This is a genomic window from Longimycelium tulufanense, assembly GCF_014645795.1.
Classification (GTDB): domain Bacteria; phylum Actinomycetota; class Actinomycetes; order Mycobacteriales; family Pseudonocardiaceae; genus Longimycelium; species Longimycelium tulufanense.
The window spans coordinates 230239-245598 of the sequence record NZ_BMMK01000003.1 but is presented as its reverse complement, the minus strand read 5'-3'; the positions used below and the strand labels follow the sequence as shown (position 1 = coordinate 245598).

Sequence of the window (15360 nt, the reverse complement as noted above, 5' to 3'; positions counted from 1 at the left end):
CGGGCCGCGTGGAACCGGGTGATGCGGGCTCACCCGAGTCGGGGCTTCGCCGCATGCGGGCTGTCGTTCGATATGCGGTCGTGTCAGGTAGTCGTGTGACCTAGTTAAGCCACCCGGGGGGTGCCCGTGCCGCCCGACGGAGGGTTAGCGTCGGAAGCGTGCTCGCAGCGCTCTGCGAGCTTCCGGAACTCTTCCGCGACGCAGCGCGGAATGCCGCCGCCGGAAGCCCGCTCACCCATGTGCTGTTGTCCGCGGCCGCCGAGGATCTGCAGGCCGGCGGCGTCACGGCGGAGGTGATGGCCGGCACCGAACGGGACCGCGGCGGGAGCGTTCCCGGCCTGCGATTCGCCGGGGCCGTGCACCGCCTGGTCCTGGAGGGCCGCGCCCCCCGCCTGGCCCGGCACTATCCCACCGTCGGCGGCACCCCGGTACTGGACGAGCTGTGGACGGACACCGAACCCGTGCTCCACCAGCACGTCGACGTCCTGCGCCGCCGTGTCCGCGCCACGGTCGTGCAAACCAACGAGCCGGGCCGGATGGCCCCGCTCCACGGCGGCCTGCTGGTGGCCGCGCAGCGCGCGGCCGAGGCCGCCGGCCACGCCGAGCCGTTCCCCATCCGGCTCCTCGAGGTCGGCGCCAGCGGCGGTCTCAACCTCCGCCCCGACCGGGTGGCGCTGGAACTGCCCGGCGGCCGTACGCTCGGCGACCCGGACAGTCCGCTGCGGCTGCCCACCGAGTGGGCCGGCCTACCCCCGGCCGACCTCGACGCGCCGCTGCGTGTAATCGAGCGCGCCGGCTGTGACGCCAACCCGGTGGACATCACCACCGAAGACGGCCGGCTGCACCTGTCGTCCTTCGTCTGGCCGGACATGCTGGACCGCTGGCGCCGGCTGCAGGCCGCGCTGCGGCTGGCCGCCACCAACCCGGTGCGGGTGGCCGCGGCCCCCGGCCCGAGCTGGCTGGCCCGCCGGCTCGCCGAGCGCCGGCCCGGGCTGCTCACCGTCGTGTGGCACTCGATCGTGTGGCAGTACGTGTCGCCCGGCGACCGGGCTCGTGGCCGTGCCGTCCTCGCCGCCGCCGCGACCAAGGCCACCCCCGAAGCCCCGCTGGCGCTGCTGGTGTACGAGCCCCGGCGCACCGCGGGCGGGCAGGGGCCGTCGCGGTGGCGCTTCGACCTGCTGCTGCGGCTGTGGCCGGCCGGCCACTCGCTCTACCTGGGCAGCGGCGGGGGCCACGGCATCCCGTTCAGCTGGGACGTGCGGCCCTGGACCTGAGTCGATCCGGGTCGTCCGTGGACCCGCCACAAAGGCCGATGCTGAGACGCCGGCCACTTCCCCCAAATGGCGTGCGGCGGCCGGTGCTATTGTGGCGCAGGAATTGTGCCGAGCACGATGGGAGGTGATCGCTGTGACTCTTGGCGATCCTCCCAGTAGTTGTCGCTGAGACAACTTTCTGGCGCGCTCCGCGCCCCGTCTAACCTGACCGTTTCGGTCGGATCGCCGCATTTATCCGTTCCGGATGTTCGCCGTCGCGACTCCGGTGATTAGTGCTGCGTTCGTGTCGGCGTTGTGCACTCATATGGCACAGGGGAATTGCGTTCTCCTGTCCCGTATGTCTCCACAACGCGCGCCGCCGACCCTGTTGGAACAGGGAGGAAGAAACGTGCTGCCCTTGATTCGGCGTGCCGCGCCCACCAGGCCCGCACGCACCGTCCTCGCCGACGTGGTCGTCGCGGTCGGGGTTCTGGTGCTGCTGTGGGTCTTCGTCGAGCTGGCCGCGGGAACCACCGCCCCGATCACCGCCGGGGAGACCAGCAGCGCCATCAACACCGACCCGGCCAACCTGCCCTACTACGCCGGGCGCTCGATGCTGCGCATGTTCGTGGCCCTGGTCTTCTCCACCATCTTCGCTTTCGCCGTCGGCATCGCGGCCGCCCGGTCGCGCCGCGCGGAGAAGCTGTTGGTACCGGCCTTGGACATCCTGCAGTCGGTCCCGATCCTGGGCTTCCTGTCGGTGACCGTCACCTTCTTCATCGGGCTGTTCCCCGGCTCCACGCTGGGCCTGGAGGCCGCCTCGGTGTTCGCCATCTTCACCTCGCAGGCGTGGAACATGGCCTTCGCCGTCTACCAGGCCCTGACCACCCAACCCCGTGAGTTGGACGAGGCCGCCCGCATGATGGGCCTCACCCGCTGGCAGCGGTTCGTGAAGGTGGACGCACCGAGCACCGTCATCCCGTTGACCTGGAACGCGTTGATGAGCCTGGCCGGCGGCTGGTTCTTCCTGTCCGCCTCCGAGGCGATCACGTTGGCCAACAAGGAATACACGCTGCCCGGCCTGGGCAGCTACGTCCTGCTGGCCACCCGCGAGGCCCGGATGGACCGGGTGCTGCTGGCCATCGCCGTGATGGTGCTGGTGATCCTCGCGGTCAACACCCTGTTCGCCCGGCCGCTCACCGCCTGGGCGGAGCGGTTCCGGGTCGAGGAGGCCGAGGCCGACCAGGCGCCCCGCAGCGTCGTACTCGACCTGCTGCGCCGCTCCCGGCTGCCGCGCCGGCTGGCCCAGGCCCTGCGCCCACTCGGTGAGGCGCTGGACCGGGCCGGGCGGGTGCTCGGCCGCACCAGCGCCCGCTGGCCCGCCCCGCGCGGCCGCCGCGTTGCCGGAGACACGGTGCTCGGCGTGGCGCTGCTGGCCGTGCTCGTGCCGGGCACCTGGTGGGCGCTGGACTACGTCACAACCACCGTCGGCTGGTCGGAGGTCGTGCACGCCAGCGCCCTCGGCCTGGTCACCTTCGGCCGGGTGCTGATCGTGCTCGCCCTCGCCTCGCTGGTCTGGGTACCGCTGGGGGTCTGGATCGGGATGAACCCCAGGGTGACCCGGTTCGCCCAGCCCGTGGTCCAGGTGCTGGCCAGCTTCCCGGCGAACTTCCTGTTCCCGTTCGCCACGGCGCTGTTGCTGGCCACGCACGTGAGCCTGGACTGGGGCGGCATCGCGCTGATGAGCCTCGGTGCCCAGTGGTACATCCTGTTCAACGTCATCGCCGGCGCCAGCGCGATCCCGACCGACCTGCGCGAGGCGGTCGTCGACCTGGGCCTGTCCCCGGCGCAGCGCTGGCGGTACCTGGTACTCCCGGCGGTGCTTCCCGCCTACGTGACCGGTGGGCTGACCGCCGCCGGCGGCGCCTGGAACGCCTCGATCGTGGCCGAGGTGGCCGACTACGGGGACACGACCCTGCACGCCACCGGACTCGGCGCCTACATCACCGCCGCCACCGAGGCCGGCCTCTACCCCCGGATCTTCGTCGGCGTCGTCGTCATGAGCGCCTTCGTCGTCGCCCTCAACCGGCTGGTGTGGCGGCCGCTCCAACGCTGGGCCCACACCCGCTTCGCCCTCTAGCCAGCCGCCCCAACCCTCCAGGGAGGACAGTCATGACCCTGGTCCAGATGACCACCGCCGTCAGCACCGGCCGCACCATCGTCAGCGTCGAGGGCGTCAGCAAGGAGTTCGCCGTGCGCGGCGGCGAGCCGCTGCGCGTGCTGGACAACATCAACCTGCAGCTGCGCGAGGGGGAGATCGTCGCCCTGCTCGGCAAGTCCGGCTCGGGCAAGTCGACGCTGCTGCGCACGATCGCCGGCCTGATCCCGCCGAGCGACGGCATCGTCCGCTACCGCGACGAGCCGCTCACCGGCTCCAACCCCGGCACGGCCGTGGTGTTCCAGAGCTTCGCCCTGCTGCCCTGGCTCACCGTGCAGGAGAACGTCGAGCTCGGCCTGCGCGCCCGCGGTCTCGACCCGGACGTGCGGCGCCGTCGCGCCGAGCGGGTGATCGACCTGATCGGCCTGGACGGCTTCGCCAACGCCTACCCCAAGGAGCTGTCCGGCGGGATGCGGCAGCGGGTCGGCTTCGCCCGCGCGCTCGTGCTGGAGCCCGAGGCGTTGCTGATGGACGAGCCGTTCAGCGCGCTGGACGTGCTCACCGCGGAGAACCTGCGCACCGAGCTGACCTCGCTGTGGGGCAGCGAGGACTTCCCGACCCGGTCGATCTGCCTGGTCACGCACAACATCGAGGAGGCCGTGCTGCTCGCCGACCGGGTCGTGGTGCTGGGCGCGAACCCGGGTCGGATCAAGGCGGAGCTGACGATCGGCCTGCCGCGGCCGCGGGACCGCCGCAGCGCCGGCTTCCAGGCCCTGGTCGACCAGATCTACGCCGAGCTGACCGGCGCCGACCCCGCGGTGCAGCCGGAGGCCACCCCGCTCAACCGGCCGCTCCCGCCGGCCAGCGTGGGCGGTATGGCCGGTCTGGTGGAGCTGCTGGCGGCCCGGGGCGGCAAGGCCGATCTGCCGGTGGTCGCCGCCGAGCTGACCTTCGAGGTCGACGACCTGATGCCACTGGTGGACGCGGCGGCCCTGTTGGGGCTGCTGGAGGTTGCCGACGCCGATGTCTACCTGACGGCCGAGGGACTCCGGTGGGCCAGCGCCGACATCCCCACCAGCAAGGAACTGTTCGCCCGGCTCGCGCTACGGCACGCCCCGCTGGTCCGGGTGATCTGCCGGGCACTGCGGCGGAGCCGCAACGGACGGCTGCGCGACTCCTTCTTCCGCGACCTGCTCAGCGGCGGGTTCTCCGACGCCGAGGCCAACCGGCAGCTGGCCATCGCCGTCGACTGGGGCCGCTACGGCGAGCTGTTCGACCACGACGCCGTCGACTCCGAGCTCGTGCTCGGTGACTCGCTGGTGCTGGGGGACACGAAGGAGGGGTGAGCATGGCGCTGGCGTGGTGGGAGGCCGCCGCCCGGCTCGGGGTGGCGTTGGTGCTCGGCGCCGCGATCGGCTTCGAGCGGCAGTGGCGTTCCCGCATGGCGGGCCTGCGCACCAACGCCCTGGTGTGTACGGGAGCAGCGTTGTTCGTCATGTTCAGCGTGCTCATCCCGAACGACAACAGCCCGACCCGGATCGCGTCGTATGTGGTCTCCGGTGTGGGTTTCCTCGGGGCCGGCGTGATCATCCGGGACCGGGGAAACCTGCGTGGCCTCAACACTGCCGCGACGATCTGGGGCACAGCCGGGGTCGGTGTGATGTCCGGTGGCGGGTACTTCACGGTGGCGGTGTTGGGTGCGGCAGCGATCGTGCTCGCCAACGTGCTGTTGAGGTCCGTGGCGCGGCAGGTGGATCGGCGGGAGACCGGACGCACCAACAACCCGCGGCACTACCGGTTCCGTGCGGTGGGGCGGGATGCGGACGAGGCGCACATCCGTGCGTTGGTCGTGCAGTCACTCACCGCGGGCGGATTCTCTTTGCACGCCTTGGACAGTGCTGACATCGACAACACGGGAAAGGTTGCGGTGACCGCGCGGCTGACCGGGCACGGCCAGGACTCCGGGCAACTGGAGCAGGCGGTGAGCCGGCTGTCGCTGGAACCCGGGATCAGCTCGGTGAGCTGGCGTGTCGGCAACGACGAGGAAGACCTCTGACGGCTCGTGGCGGCGCAACAGCGCCACCACGAGCCCTCGGTCAGCAGCCTTGGGATCTGGCTGGCGTACCCGGTCCTGCTGAAGGTCTGCTGACGCGTCTTCTTCGTGTACACCCCGACCCGGGGTCATGCCGCTCGGTGCCCGAGCAGTTGTCAGGACACGAACCACTGGGTGTCGAAGGCATCTCCGGTTGCGAAGTAGCAGCTCTGCTGGGCTTGTCTCCCCGCCGTACCAGCGGCTGCGCTGCACTTGGACACCGAAGAAGAACTCACCGACATAAGGGTTGCTGGGGCAGGAGATCCAGCCGCGACCGTTGAGGCGTGGCCGTTGGCCACGATGTCGTCGTTGACCCCCGGCGGCAGCAAGGCTCGGCCCACCGACCTCGCGGGCGGAAGCGGTGGGCGTCAGGGTGCGGAGCGAACCGATCATCGCACCGAGAACGGCAAGGGACTTCAGGCGGATGGTTCGCTTGCTGCCAGGAACAGTGCAGCAAGGATCTACACCATCGGGTGATCTTGTGCCCGGATGGTCGGACCCGTCCCGTGGCTGGCCGGCGTCGTCAGGGCTGCTGGTTGTGGATCATCACGATAACGGCGGTCACCCAGGCGACACACACCGTCAGGACCCAGAATCGCAGGTTGGTGAGCAGGCGAGCCACGTCGAACGACCTCCCGTCGTGCTGGGCTGGGGTGGGTAGGGGGCGGCTGTCATGGGCTGTGCGGCGCGTCACAGCCAACGGTTACGTCGGAATATTCGGTAGAGCGTTACGCACGCGATGAGGATGACGATCAGCACCACCGGGTAGCCGTACTTCATGTGAATCTCCGGCATGTTGGGGAAGTTCATCCCGTAGATTCCGGCGATCATGGTCGGCACCGAGATGATCGCCACCCACGACGAGATCTTGCGCATGTCCGTGTTCGCGCGGAGGTTGATCTTGGCCACCGCCGCGTCGATCAGCGTGTCCACCAGCTCGTTGAAGCCGGTCACCCGCTCGGCCACCGCCGTCAGGTGGTCCTCCACGTTCCGGAAGTACGAGCGCACGTTCGCCGGCACCATCGGCGTGTAGCCCTCGGCCAGCCGGCGCAACGGTTGCGCCAGCGGCTGCACGGCGCGCCGGAAGGCCAGTACCTCGCGCTTCAACGTGTAGAGCTGCTCCATCGACAGGTGGCTGCGCTTGGCGAAGACGTCGGCCTCGGCCCGGTCGACGTCCTCCTCCACCTGCTGCGTCACCTCCAGGTAGGTGTCGACGACCTGGTCGGCGATGGCGTGCAGCACCGCGGCCGGTCCCAGCTTCAGCTGTTCCGGATCGGCCTCCAGGTGCCGCCGCACCCGCGCCAGCCCGGAGTGCTTGCCGTGCCGGACGGTCACCACGAAGTCCTTGCCGACGAACACCATGATCTCGCCGGTCTCCACCAGCTCGCTGGCGATCGTGGGGTCCTCGGCGCCGACGTAGCTGACCGTCTTCAACACCATGAAAAGCGTGTCGTCGTAGCGCTCCAGCTTCGGTCTCTGGTGCGCGTGGACGGCGTCCTCCACCGCCAGCTCGTGTAGGCCGAACGTGTCCGCCACACCCTTGATCTGCACCGAGTCCGGCTCGTGCAGGCCGATCCAGACGAACCCCTCGCCCCGGTCCCGGACCGTGCGGACCGCCTCGGAGTGGCTGAACCGCCCCGGCAACCGGCGACCGTCCACGTACACCGCGCAGTCGACCACGTAGGCCGACAGCGGGACGCGGATGGGCGGCATGGGGCGCCCGTTGCTACGGGCGCGGCCACGCAGGCCGAGGTTGGGCAGCGACGGCATCTCGAGCCTCCAGACGGTCGTCTCCGGGCAAACGACACGCCGGAGCGGACGCTCCGGCGTCGCGGAGGCGTCCCGGCCGGTACCGCGGGGCCTAGCGGATCCGCTCGGTCCCTCCGGCGAGGACGCGGGTACTACTGCCAGGAGGCGCACTATCGGCACTACCCACCGCGTTCCTCACCTCCTCGAGCCGGACCCACGGACGGGTGGAGTCGCTCACAGACCGGTTGTCGAGATTACTCGGAACAGGTCCAAGATGTCCTGCCCGGCCGACGGGGTGCCGGTCACATTCGCAGGAGGTCAGGGTGCAGTTCGGGCGTTACTACGAGGAGTTCGAGGTCGGCGCGGTCTACAAGCACTGGCCTGGCAAGACGGTCACCGAGTACGACGACCACCTCTTCTGTCTCCTCACGATGAACCACCACCCGCTCCACATGGACGCGCACTACGCCGAGGAGACCACGGACTTCGGCAGGAACGTGGTGGTCGGCAACTACATCTACTCGCTGCTGTTGGGCATGTCCGTGCCGGACGTCTCCGGCAAGGCCATCGCCAACCTGGAGGTCGAGTCGCTCAGGCACATCGCCCCGACCTTCCACGGCGACACCATCTACGGCGAGACCGAGGTGCTGGACACGACGCCGTCGAAGTCCAAGGACGATCGCGGCGTCGTCTACGTGGAGACCCGTGGCTACAAGCAGGACGGCACCGTGGTGTGTGTCTTCCGGCGCAAGGTGATGGTCCCCAAGCGCAGCTACGGCGAGACCCGTGGCGGTGAGCAGCCCGGACGCCCCACCCCCAAGTCCTGACCCGCTCGCTGCCACGGAAACCGGGGTGCCGGCCCGGCCGGCACCCCGGTTTCCGCGCGCTGGCCTACCTCGACTCCGCGGGGCGCGACGCCCTCGTCGCCATCCTGGCCGGGATCGATGCGGAGCAACCGTTGTGGTGGATGTGCCACGAGGCCCGTCGGTGCGGGCTCGACCACGTGCCGCCGAGGCGGTCCGACCTGGCCACCCCACCGGGTGGACTTTGCGTGGGCGTAGCCGGTCTTGTCCACTAGACAGGTGATCGCCCGGAGGTGCGATTACTCGCTCGAACCGGGCTGCTCGGACAACGCCTGGACCGGGCTGTCCAGTGGCCGATAGTAGCGGCCTGACCTGCGGATTCGGTCGATCTCACGGGTGACGGGGGTGAGGTGTGCAGCCCCAGGCCCGCAACGTCTCGCCGAGACCCTCCGTGAGGAGATCACCCTGATCGAGTGCATCGAAGATCACATGGTCGGCCCACCGAACCTCGTCCGCGTCATCCCCCGGACGGAGTGCACCACCGGTGACCTCCGCCCGATAGTCGACGATCAGGTATGTACCGGTGGGGGCGGGCCGGCGTACGCTGCCCAGCGGCGCGCCGACCGTGACCGTCAGTCCGGTCTCCTCGTGAACCTCCCGGGCTACCGCGGCGGCGTCCGACTCGCCCGGCTCCACCCGTCCGCCGGGCAGTGACCACAGCCCCCGACCGGGCTCGCGTCCCCGCAGTACCAGCAGTAACCGGCCCGCCGGGTCGAAGACGACGGCGCCCACGCACCGTATGATCAGGTGCTCACTCCCCGTCATGGCTACTCACGGTAACGCGCCGGTCGGGGGCTCGACGCGCGCTGCCCCAAGTGCGGTACAAAGCTGCCGTCCAGCGGTTCAGTGCGGTACAAACATCACGCAGGCGCCAGCACGGCGCAGGTAAGGGACGGGGTTGGTCATCGTGAACCTGAAGAAGATTCTCACGTGGGCCGGGATCGCCCTCCTGCTGTTCTTCCTGATCACCCAGCCGACGCAGTCCGCCGACCTGGTCAACAACATCCTGAGTACCCTCAAGGAGGCGGCCGAGGCGTTGATCACGTTCGTGCGGTCGCTGTTCTGACGACAACCCGGAGGGGCTGAGGGGCCGTGTTCGCACCCCGGGATCCGGACGAGTACCTGCTCCCCACGGAGCGGCGGGTCATCCGGGTGCGCCGGCACTGGGCGAGCATGCTGTGGGACATCTTCGAGGCGGTCGCCCTGCTGGCCGGCGCCGTGATGATCTCCTACCTGTTGCCGCCCGGGGCGTGGGTCCTGCAGAACCTGCTCTGGTACGCGGCGTTGTTCGTGGTGCTGCGGTTCTCCTACTTCGTGCTGGAGTGGTGGGTGGAGCGCATCGTGGTCACGGACAAGCGGTTCATGCTGACCAGCGGCGTCTTCACCACGAAGGTGGCGATGATGCCGGTCACCAAGGTCACCGACCTCACCTACGAACGCAGCCTGATGGGCCGCCTGTTCGGCTACGGCACGCTGGTGGTGGAGTCGGCCGGGCAGATCCAGGCACTCAACAAGATCGAGTATTTGCCGAACCCCGAGGAGGTCTACGACGCGATCTCCGAGCTGGTGTTCGGCGACAAGAAGAAGCAGGCGGAGCGGTTCTCGATGCTGAAGGCCAAGAAGGCCGCCGCCGGCTGACGCCGCGTTCGGAAGTCGGCCCTGCCGTGCACCGGCAGGGCCATGTTCGTGAGCGCTCGAGGAGGCGTCCGGGGTGGCTGCCGTGCTGCCGGTGCCCGGACAGCGGGTCGGGCCGCGTCAGCCCACGAGCAGCCGGACATGACCTGCCTCTCATCAACATCGGCGGAGATCAGTGCGCCACGGCGCCATCGTCCGCTCGTCCCGCACACTGGAAGAGTGCGCATCGACCTGCACGTCCACTCGACCGCCTCGGACGGGACCGAGACGCCCGCCGAGGTGGTCCGTACGGCCGCGGACGGCGGCCTGGACGTCATCGCCCTGACCGACCACGACACCACCGCGGGCTGGGCCGAGGCCGCCGCCGCGCTGCCCGCGGGGCTGCGGCTGGTGCCCGGGGCGGAGCTGTCCTGTCTCGCCCCGGACGGCCGTGGCGGCGAGGTCCCGGTGCACCTGCTCGCCTACCTGTTCGACCCGGAGTCGCCGGCGGTGGTGGCCGAGCAGATCCGGCTGCAGGCCGAGCGGCGTACCAGGCTGCGCCGGATGGCCGAGCGCATGGCGAACGACGGGTTCCCCATCGACGTCGACCAGCTGATGGCCGAGTTGCCCCCGACGGCGACGGCCGGCCGTCCGCACCTGGCCCGTGCGTTGCTCGAGGCCGGCGTCGTGTCCACTGTGGACGAGGCGTTCGAGCGCTATCTGGCCAGCGGTGGGCCGTACTACCTCGGCCGCACCGACACCCCGGTGCACCGCGCGATCGACATGATCAACGCGGCGGGCGGCGCAACCGTGCTGGCACACGCTTTCGCCCGTGCCCGCGGCCCGGTGGTGACCGCGGAGGTCATCGCCGAGCTGTCCGCCCACGGCCTGGCGGGACTGGAGGTCGACCACCCCGACCACGACGCGGCCAGCCGTGCGGAACTCCGTGCGCTCGCCGAGGAACTCGACCTCGTGGTCACGGGCTCCAGCGACTACCACGGCGACAACAAGACGACCGCCATCGGAGCGGAGACCACCCACCCGGAACAGTTCGAACGCTTGCTGGACCGTGTCCACCCGGACCGTCTGCTCATCGGCTGAGCCGTCCAGAGCGGTTGGGTGCGCGTTCATGCCGTGACCCCCGATCGTCGGACCAGTTCGGACACGGGCACCTTGTTGCGTCCCGGCGCGTGTCTGCCGGCCGGCGAAGCGGTCGCGTAGTGATACGACAGGTAGATCCAGACGGCGCCGGTGAGGGCCAGAAGGACACCGAAGAACAGAATGGTCATCACGACGCGGCCTCCGTCCTGCCGCAGCGGCATGCCCTGCCGTGGACGTGATTGAGGTGGGTTGCGATCCGCTCGTTGATGACCTGCACGGAGACAGCGGCTTCGCAGAGCCACTCAAGGTCACCATCCCGGATCCGCTCCACCACCACGCGCCAGCGTTCGCCGGACTTCGGCCGGTGCGGCCACGACCGTGCGGCCAGGTGGTCCTCCAACAACGCGGCGGCGTAGGGCTCCGCCGTGTGGGAGACGGGTTCCCGCTTGCGGTTCCAGCCCAGATAGAAGCCGTAGTCGTCGACATCCTCCACCGCGACGAGCACCCGGCGCACCCGAACGACGCGGTAGTAGCTCACCCGATGCGGATGCAACATGACTGACCAGGGAAGATGGTTCAAGATCATCACCTCGACGGTCGATGGCTCGGACGCCTTCCAAGGAAGGTGCGTAGACGGCGACATTAGATGTATCGTCTACAACGCTGCCATCCCCTGATCAGGTGCGAGCTACGGCGCTGTGATCAGCTCCTACGCTGTATCGCATGAGCGGAACGCCACGGGCACGCGCGCTGGGCGCCCAACTTCGCCGCGTACGCAAGGAAGCTGGGCTCAGTCTCCGAGATCTGGCGCAGAAGATGGGGACAACGTTCAGCACCATCGGCAAGTGGGAGACCGGCGAGCGCTCGCCCAGGCTGGAAGACGTGGTGCGTTGCCTGGACGCGCTGGAGGTTGACGGCGCGCGACGCGAGGAGCTGCTCGATCTCGCGCAGTCGACAGACGGTCCGCACTGGATTGCGGTCGGAATGCCGGCGCCGCCGCAACAGCTCGTTGCCTTGATGGACTTCGAACGCAGGGCCCGCACGATCACCGAGGTCACTCCGCTGATAGTGCCCGGACTACTGCAAACGGCGGACTACGCACGATCCATGATGACCGCCAGCGGCATGAAGCGTACCGAGGTGGAAACGCGTGTCGCGATGCGCGTGGGTCGACGTGATGTACTCCATCGAAACTCACTTCATTTCACCGCTATCATCGGTGAGGCTGCCTTGCGGGCGGTGATAGGTGGTAAGTCCGTGATGATTGACCAGCTGCGGTTTCTGTTGAAGTGGGGGCAGCAGCCGAACATCACACTTCGTCTCGTGTCGCAGGAGTCAGACTGGAATCCACTTCTCGAAGGGCAGTTCGCTGTGATCACCTTCGAGAGTGATGATCCGATTGCAACCTCTGAGAACCAGATTTCAAGCTTGTTCTTCCATCGCCCGAAAGACGTTGCCTCGTTCCAGGAGCGCATCGACCAGCTTCTGACGACGTCTATGGAATTGCCCGACACCCTGGGTTGGATCGCCAACCGAGTCACCTACTTGGAGTCCCTGTGAAGCAAACGCGATGGCGTCTGAGTAGTCGTACCGTCAACACGGGTACATGTGTTGAAGTGGCGGGCTTACCCCCGGACGGTGCCGTGATCCGGGATAGCAAGAACCGTACCGGTCCGGTGCTGCGGTTACGCCGGGCCGCGTTCGCGGCGTTCGTGGGCGCGGTGAAGTCCGGTCGGCTCGACCGACACTGACGTAAGAACCTTGTCAGCTCAGCAGCAAGCCCCCGAGACCGGGGGCTTCGCTCTTGTTCGGGGTCTGTGCCCTACAGTCGGTCCAGGCTCGTGATGGTTCCCCGTTCCAGTTCCGGCGCCCAGATGTGCCAACCTCCGCTGATCGGACACCACACGGGTTCCAGGCGCCGTAGAGACTCCGTTGCCAACGCGTCCGCCATCTCCTGTGCCAGGATCGGGCGGTAATGGTGATAGGAGCACCGGTCGGCTTGGCTGAACTTCACTCTATCCCCTTCCCGTCCCTCCACAGCCGGGGCACGGTTCACGATGAGGGTTCCGAGATCCTGTTTCCCTGTCGATGATGGTGCCCCACACCCATCCCTGTCCGTTGCAGGCGGGACACGGCTTGTCGTGCTTGCCCATGGCAGCGTACGCTCCCGCCCCCGCGTTGCCGTTCGGTTAGGTCACAGAGAACCTCCGGGTCGCCCTTGGGGCTTCGTCTTGGCCGCTCCAGGCCACCCGAACGCAGCTCACACGTCCTCTCAGGTAGGAGGAACACCTGCTGTTCGTTATGAGGGACGGGATGCGTACGGTGGATGCCGTGGAAGGTCAGCTCGGCCTGGAAGGCATGCCGCGCAAGCTGGTGCGGGTCACCCCTGCCCGGCTCGCCACCTGGGCCGACTGCCAGCGCCGCTACCGGATGGCCTACCTGGACCGGCCGGCGCCGAGCCGCGGTGGGGCGTGGGCGCACAACACCCTGGGTGCCGTCGTGCACAACGCCCTGCGTGCCCTGTTCGACCTGCCAGCGGAGCGCCGCACCCCGGACGCGGCGGCCGCCCTCGTGCGCCGGCACTGGAAGAACGACGGGTTCCGGGACCCCCAGCAGGCCGCCGAGCACCGGGAGCGGGCCCAGGACTGGGTGACCGACTACGTGGCCGAGCTGGACACCGGTGACGAACCGGTCGGGCTGGAGCGCTGGGTGTCGACCCCGGCCGGCCGCATCATCGCCGAGGGCCGGGTGGACCGCATCGACGACCGCGACGGTGAGCTGGTCGTGGTGGACTACAAGACCGGCCGGCACGCGCTCACCGTCGACGACGCCCGCGGCTCCCAGGCGTTGGCGCTGTACGCGCTGGCCGCCCGCCGTACGTTGCGTCGCCCCTGCCGGCGGGTCGAGCTGCACCACCTTCCGACCGGCCGGGTACTGACCTGGGAGCACACCGAGGAGTCGCTGGCCCGCCACCTGCGTCGGGCCGAGGAGGCCGCCGACGACCTGCAACTGGCCACCGACACGCTGGCCGCCGGGGGCGACCCCGACGTGCTGTTCCCGCCCCGCACCGGCCGGCACTGCGCGTGGTGCGACTTCCGGCAACACTGTGCGGAGGGCCGGCAGGCGTCACCCGAGTTGGAACCGTGGGCGTTGCTGGCCCCATGATCCGGTTGGAGCGGTAAGTGCACGGGACGACCACAGTGGACGAACCGAAGGCCGAACCCCAGCCCCGCCCGGACCGTCCGAGACGCGGGCGTTGGCTGCGCGGGCTCACCGGCTCGCTCGCGCTGGGTCTCGGCGTGCTCGCCACATTCCTGGTGGCCGCGCAGTTCTACGCCATCCACAACGGCAGCATCGGTCCCGGCTGGGAAGTGGTGTTCGGTCATCTCGCCGGTGCCACCGTGGCGGTGGTCGCACAGCGCGTCTTCGACCGGCGTCGTGGTGCGTTCGGCTGGCTCGGTGCTCTCGTCGTCGTCGCGATCACGGCCGCCGTCCTCTGGCTCGGCTGGTACCGCTAGACGCCCGCAGGCGGGTCGCACGCCCACGGTTGCCCGCACACCAACGTGTTGTGCTTCGCGTCAGGCCAGCCAGGAACGCAGTGTGGGAAGCAGAGTGGCGAGCAGGCCCTCCGGGTTCTCCACGTTGGGGGAGTGCGCCGCACCCGGAATGACCGCGAAATCGGCGCCGAGGCGCTCCGCCATCTCCCGTTGCGCCGCCACCGACCACGCGTCGTCCTCCGCGCCACAGGCCACCAGGCACGGAACCCCGCGAGCACGCAACCGGTCCGCCAACGCCTCCACCCGGTCCGGCTCGGACCGCAGGCCGTGCGCCATCCCCAGTAACGCCGCGGGATGGGAGGCCAGGAAACGCCGCCGGTAGAAGTCCTTGAGCTCCAGCGGCAGTCTCGCCCACCGCGGGTGGGCCGCCTCGCGCGCCTCGCGAAGCCGCTGCACCGCCTCGATCCCCTGGGCGCGCAGCAACGGCTCGGCCAGCTCCAGTGCCTGCCGGCGCTCGCCGTCGGGCAACTGCCCCGGCCCCGAATCCAGCAACACCAGGCCGGACGCCGGTGCCCCGGCCAGCACCGCGCCCCGGGCGACCAGCCCGCCGTAGGAGTGGCCGACCAGGATCACCGGCCGCGGCCCGAAGGCCGCCCGGCCGGGCAGGCCGTTCCCACCCGCCAGCGCCTCGACCAGGGGCACCAGTGTCGCGCCCAGCGGACCCGGCAGGTAGGCCGGCTCGTCGGCCGGACCCGCCGACTCGTACTGCCCGGGCAGGTCGACCGCGAGCACCTCGATCCCGGCCTCGGCCAACGGGTCCAGCAACGGGGCGAAGTCCTCCTTGGAACCGGTGTAGCCCGGCACCAGCAGGGCCACCGCCCCGAGGTTCGTCCCGCCGTCGTCGGTCCCGTCCTCGTTGCCCGTCGCACGTGCCGGCCGGTGCAGCGCGGCCAGCGGCCCCCAGCGACCCGACAGTTCCACCCGGGACGCCCGGTGCGGCGAGATCTGCGACGAGGGAAGGCTCACGTCTTCC

The 15360-nt window shown here is 69.5% G+C and carries 17 protein-coding genes; 12 read left to right on the top strand and 5 right to left on the bottom strand.

The genetic code is table 11. The features are described from left to right. Positions 1-158: 158 nt before the first annotated feature. The 4 genes from IEY55_RS05820 to IEY55_RS05805 all read left to right on the top strand — a co-directional run bounded on the left by IEY55_RS05820 (position 159) and on the right by IEY55_RS05805 (position 5467). Positions 159-1274, top strand: a complete 1116-nt coding sequence (locus IEY55_RS05820) for a DUF2332 domain-containing protein (RefSeq protein WP_189054710.1) — start codon at positions 159-161, stop codon at positions 1272-1274. A 388-nt stretch (positions 1275-1662) separates the two neighbouring features. Continuing rightward, positions 1663-3393: an ABC transporter permease gene (locus tag IEY55_RS05815; RefSeq protein ID WP_229686086.1), complete on the top strand. Its 1731-nt coding sequence runs from the start codon at positions 1663-1665 to the stop codon at positions 3391-3393. A gap of 32 nt (positions 3394-3425) precedes the next feature. Next, entirely contained in the window at positions 3426-4757 is a 1332-nt protein-coding gene (locus tag IEY55_RS05810) for an ABC transporter ATP-binding protein (protein WP_229686085.1), read from the top strand. 2 nt (positions 4758-4759) lie between these two features. Then, a complete protein-coding gene (locus IEY55_RS05805; protein ID WP_189054706.1) occupies positions 4760-5467 on the top strand; it encodes an MgtC/SapB family protein in 708 nt (235 codons plus the stop codon). A gap of 726 nt (positions 5468-6193) precedes the next feature. On the opposite strand, the gene corA is transcribed toward IEY55_RS05805, so the two are convergent. Beyond that, positions 6194-7273 (bottom strand): magnesium/cobalt transporter CorA, encoded by a 1080-nt coding sequence (corA, locus tag IEY55_RS05800; RefSeq protein ID WP_189054704.1) that lies wholly within the window; start codon positions 7271-7273, stop codon positions 6194-6196. Between the two features lie 302 nt (positions 7274-7575). On the opposite strand from corA, the gene IEY55_RS05795 reads away from it, so the two are divergent. Further along, positions 7576-8079 carry a MaoC family dehydratase gene (locus IEY55_RS05795; RefSeq protein WP_189054702.1) on the top strand — a complete coding sequence of 168 codons (504 nt, stop codon included), beginning with the start codon at positions 7576-7578 and terminating at the stop codon, positions 8077-8079. A gap of 366 nt (positions 8080-8445) precedes the next feature. On the opposite strand, the gene IEY55_RS05790 is transcribed toward IEY55_RS05795, so the two are convergent. Next, positions 8446-8880: an NUDIX hydrolase gene (locus tag IEY55_RS05790; RefSeq protein WP_189054700.1), complete on the bottom strand. Its 435-nt coding sequence runs from the start codon at positions 8878-8880 to the stop codon at positions 8446-8448. Positions 8881-9022: 142 nt separating this feature from the next. On the opposite strand from IEY55_RS05790, the gene IEY55_RS05785 reads away from it, so the two are divergent. The 3 genes from IEY55_RS05785 (at position 9023) to IEY55_RS05775 (ending at position 10830) form a co-directional block, all read left to right on the top strand. Continuing rightward, a complete protein-coding gene (locus IEY55_RS05785; RefSeq protein WP_189054698.1) occupies positions 9023-9181 on the top strand; it encodes a hypothetical protein in 159 nt (52 codons plus the stop codon). 26 nt (positions 9182-9207) lie between these two features. Further along, entirely contained in the window at positions 9208-9753 is a 546-nt protein-coding gene (locus tag IEY55_RS05780) for a PH domain-containing protein (RefSeq protein WP_189054696.1), read from the top strand. Between the two features lie 216 nt (positions 9754-9969). Next, positions 9970-10830: a PHP domain-containing protein gene (locus IEY55_RS05775; RefSeq protein ID WP_229686084.1), complete on the top strand. Its 861-nt coding sequence runs from the start codon at positions 9970-9972 to the stop codon at positions 10828-10830. Between the two features lie 26 nt (positions 10831-10856). Here the strand turns inward: IEY55_RS05775 and IEY55_RS05770 are convergent, their stop codons facing one another. Beyond that, the gene (locus IEY55_RS05770) at positions 10857-11018 is read right to left on the bottom strand and encodes a hypothetical protein (protein WP_189054692.1); all 162 of its coding nucleotides are present in this window, start codon (positions 11016-11018) and stop codon (positions 10857-10859) included. Next, positions 11018-11416, bottom strand: coding sequence for a hypothetical protein (locus tag IEY55_RS05765; RefSeq protein WP_189054690.1), 399 nt, complete (start codon positions 11414-11416; stop codon positions 11018-11020). Before IEY55_RS05765 ends, IEY55_RS05770 begins: the two co-directional genes overlap by 1 nt. A gap of 137 nt (positions 11417-11553) precedes the next feature. Between IEY55_RS05765 and IEY55_RS05760 the strand changes: the two genes are divergently transcribed. The 4 genes from IEY55_RS05760 (at position 11554) to IEY55_RS05745 (ending at position 14348) form a co-directional block, all read left to right on the top strand. Then, the gene (locus IEY55_RS05760) at positions 11554-12390 is read left to right on the top strand and encodes a helix-turn-helix domain-containing protein (RefSeq protein WP_189054688.1); all 837 of its coding nucleotides are present in this window, start codon (positions 11554-11556) and stop codon (positions 12388-12390) included. Beyond that, positions 12387-12581 carry a DUF397 domain-containing protein gene (locus IEY55_RS05755; RefSeq protein ID WP_189054686.1) on the top strand — a complete coding sequence of 65 codons (195 nt, stop codon included), beginning with the start codon at positions 12387-12389 and terminating at the stop codon, positions 12579-12581. The genes IEY55_RS05760 and IEY55_RS05755 overlap by 4 nt, the downstream gene beginning before the upstream one ends. Before the next feature lie 562 nt (positions 12582-13143). After that, a complete protein-coding gene (locus IEY55_RS05750; protein WP_229686082.1) occupies positions 13144-13995 on the top strand; it encodes a RecB family exonuclease in 852 nt (283 codons plus the stop codon). 17 nt (positions 13996-14012) lie between these two features. Then, positions 14013-14348, top strand: a complete 336-nt coding sequence (locus tag IEY55_RS05745; RefSeq protein ID WP_189054682.1) for a hypothetical protein — start codon at positions 14013-14015, stop codon at positions 14346-14348. A 60-nt stretch (positions 14349-14408) separates the two neighbouring features. On the opposite strand, the gene IEY55_RS05740 is transcribed toward IEY55_RS05745, so the two are convergent. Then, on the bottom strand, positions 14409-15353 hold the full coding sequence (locus IEY55_RS05740; protein ID WP_189054680.1) for an alpha/beta fold hydrolase: 945 nt from the start codon (positions 15351-15353) through the stop codon (positions 14409-14411). Positions 15354-15360: the final 7 nt, after the last annotated feature.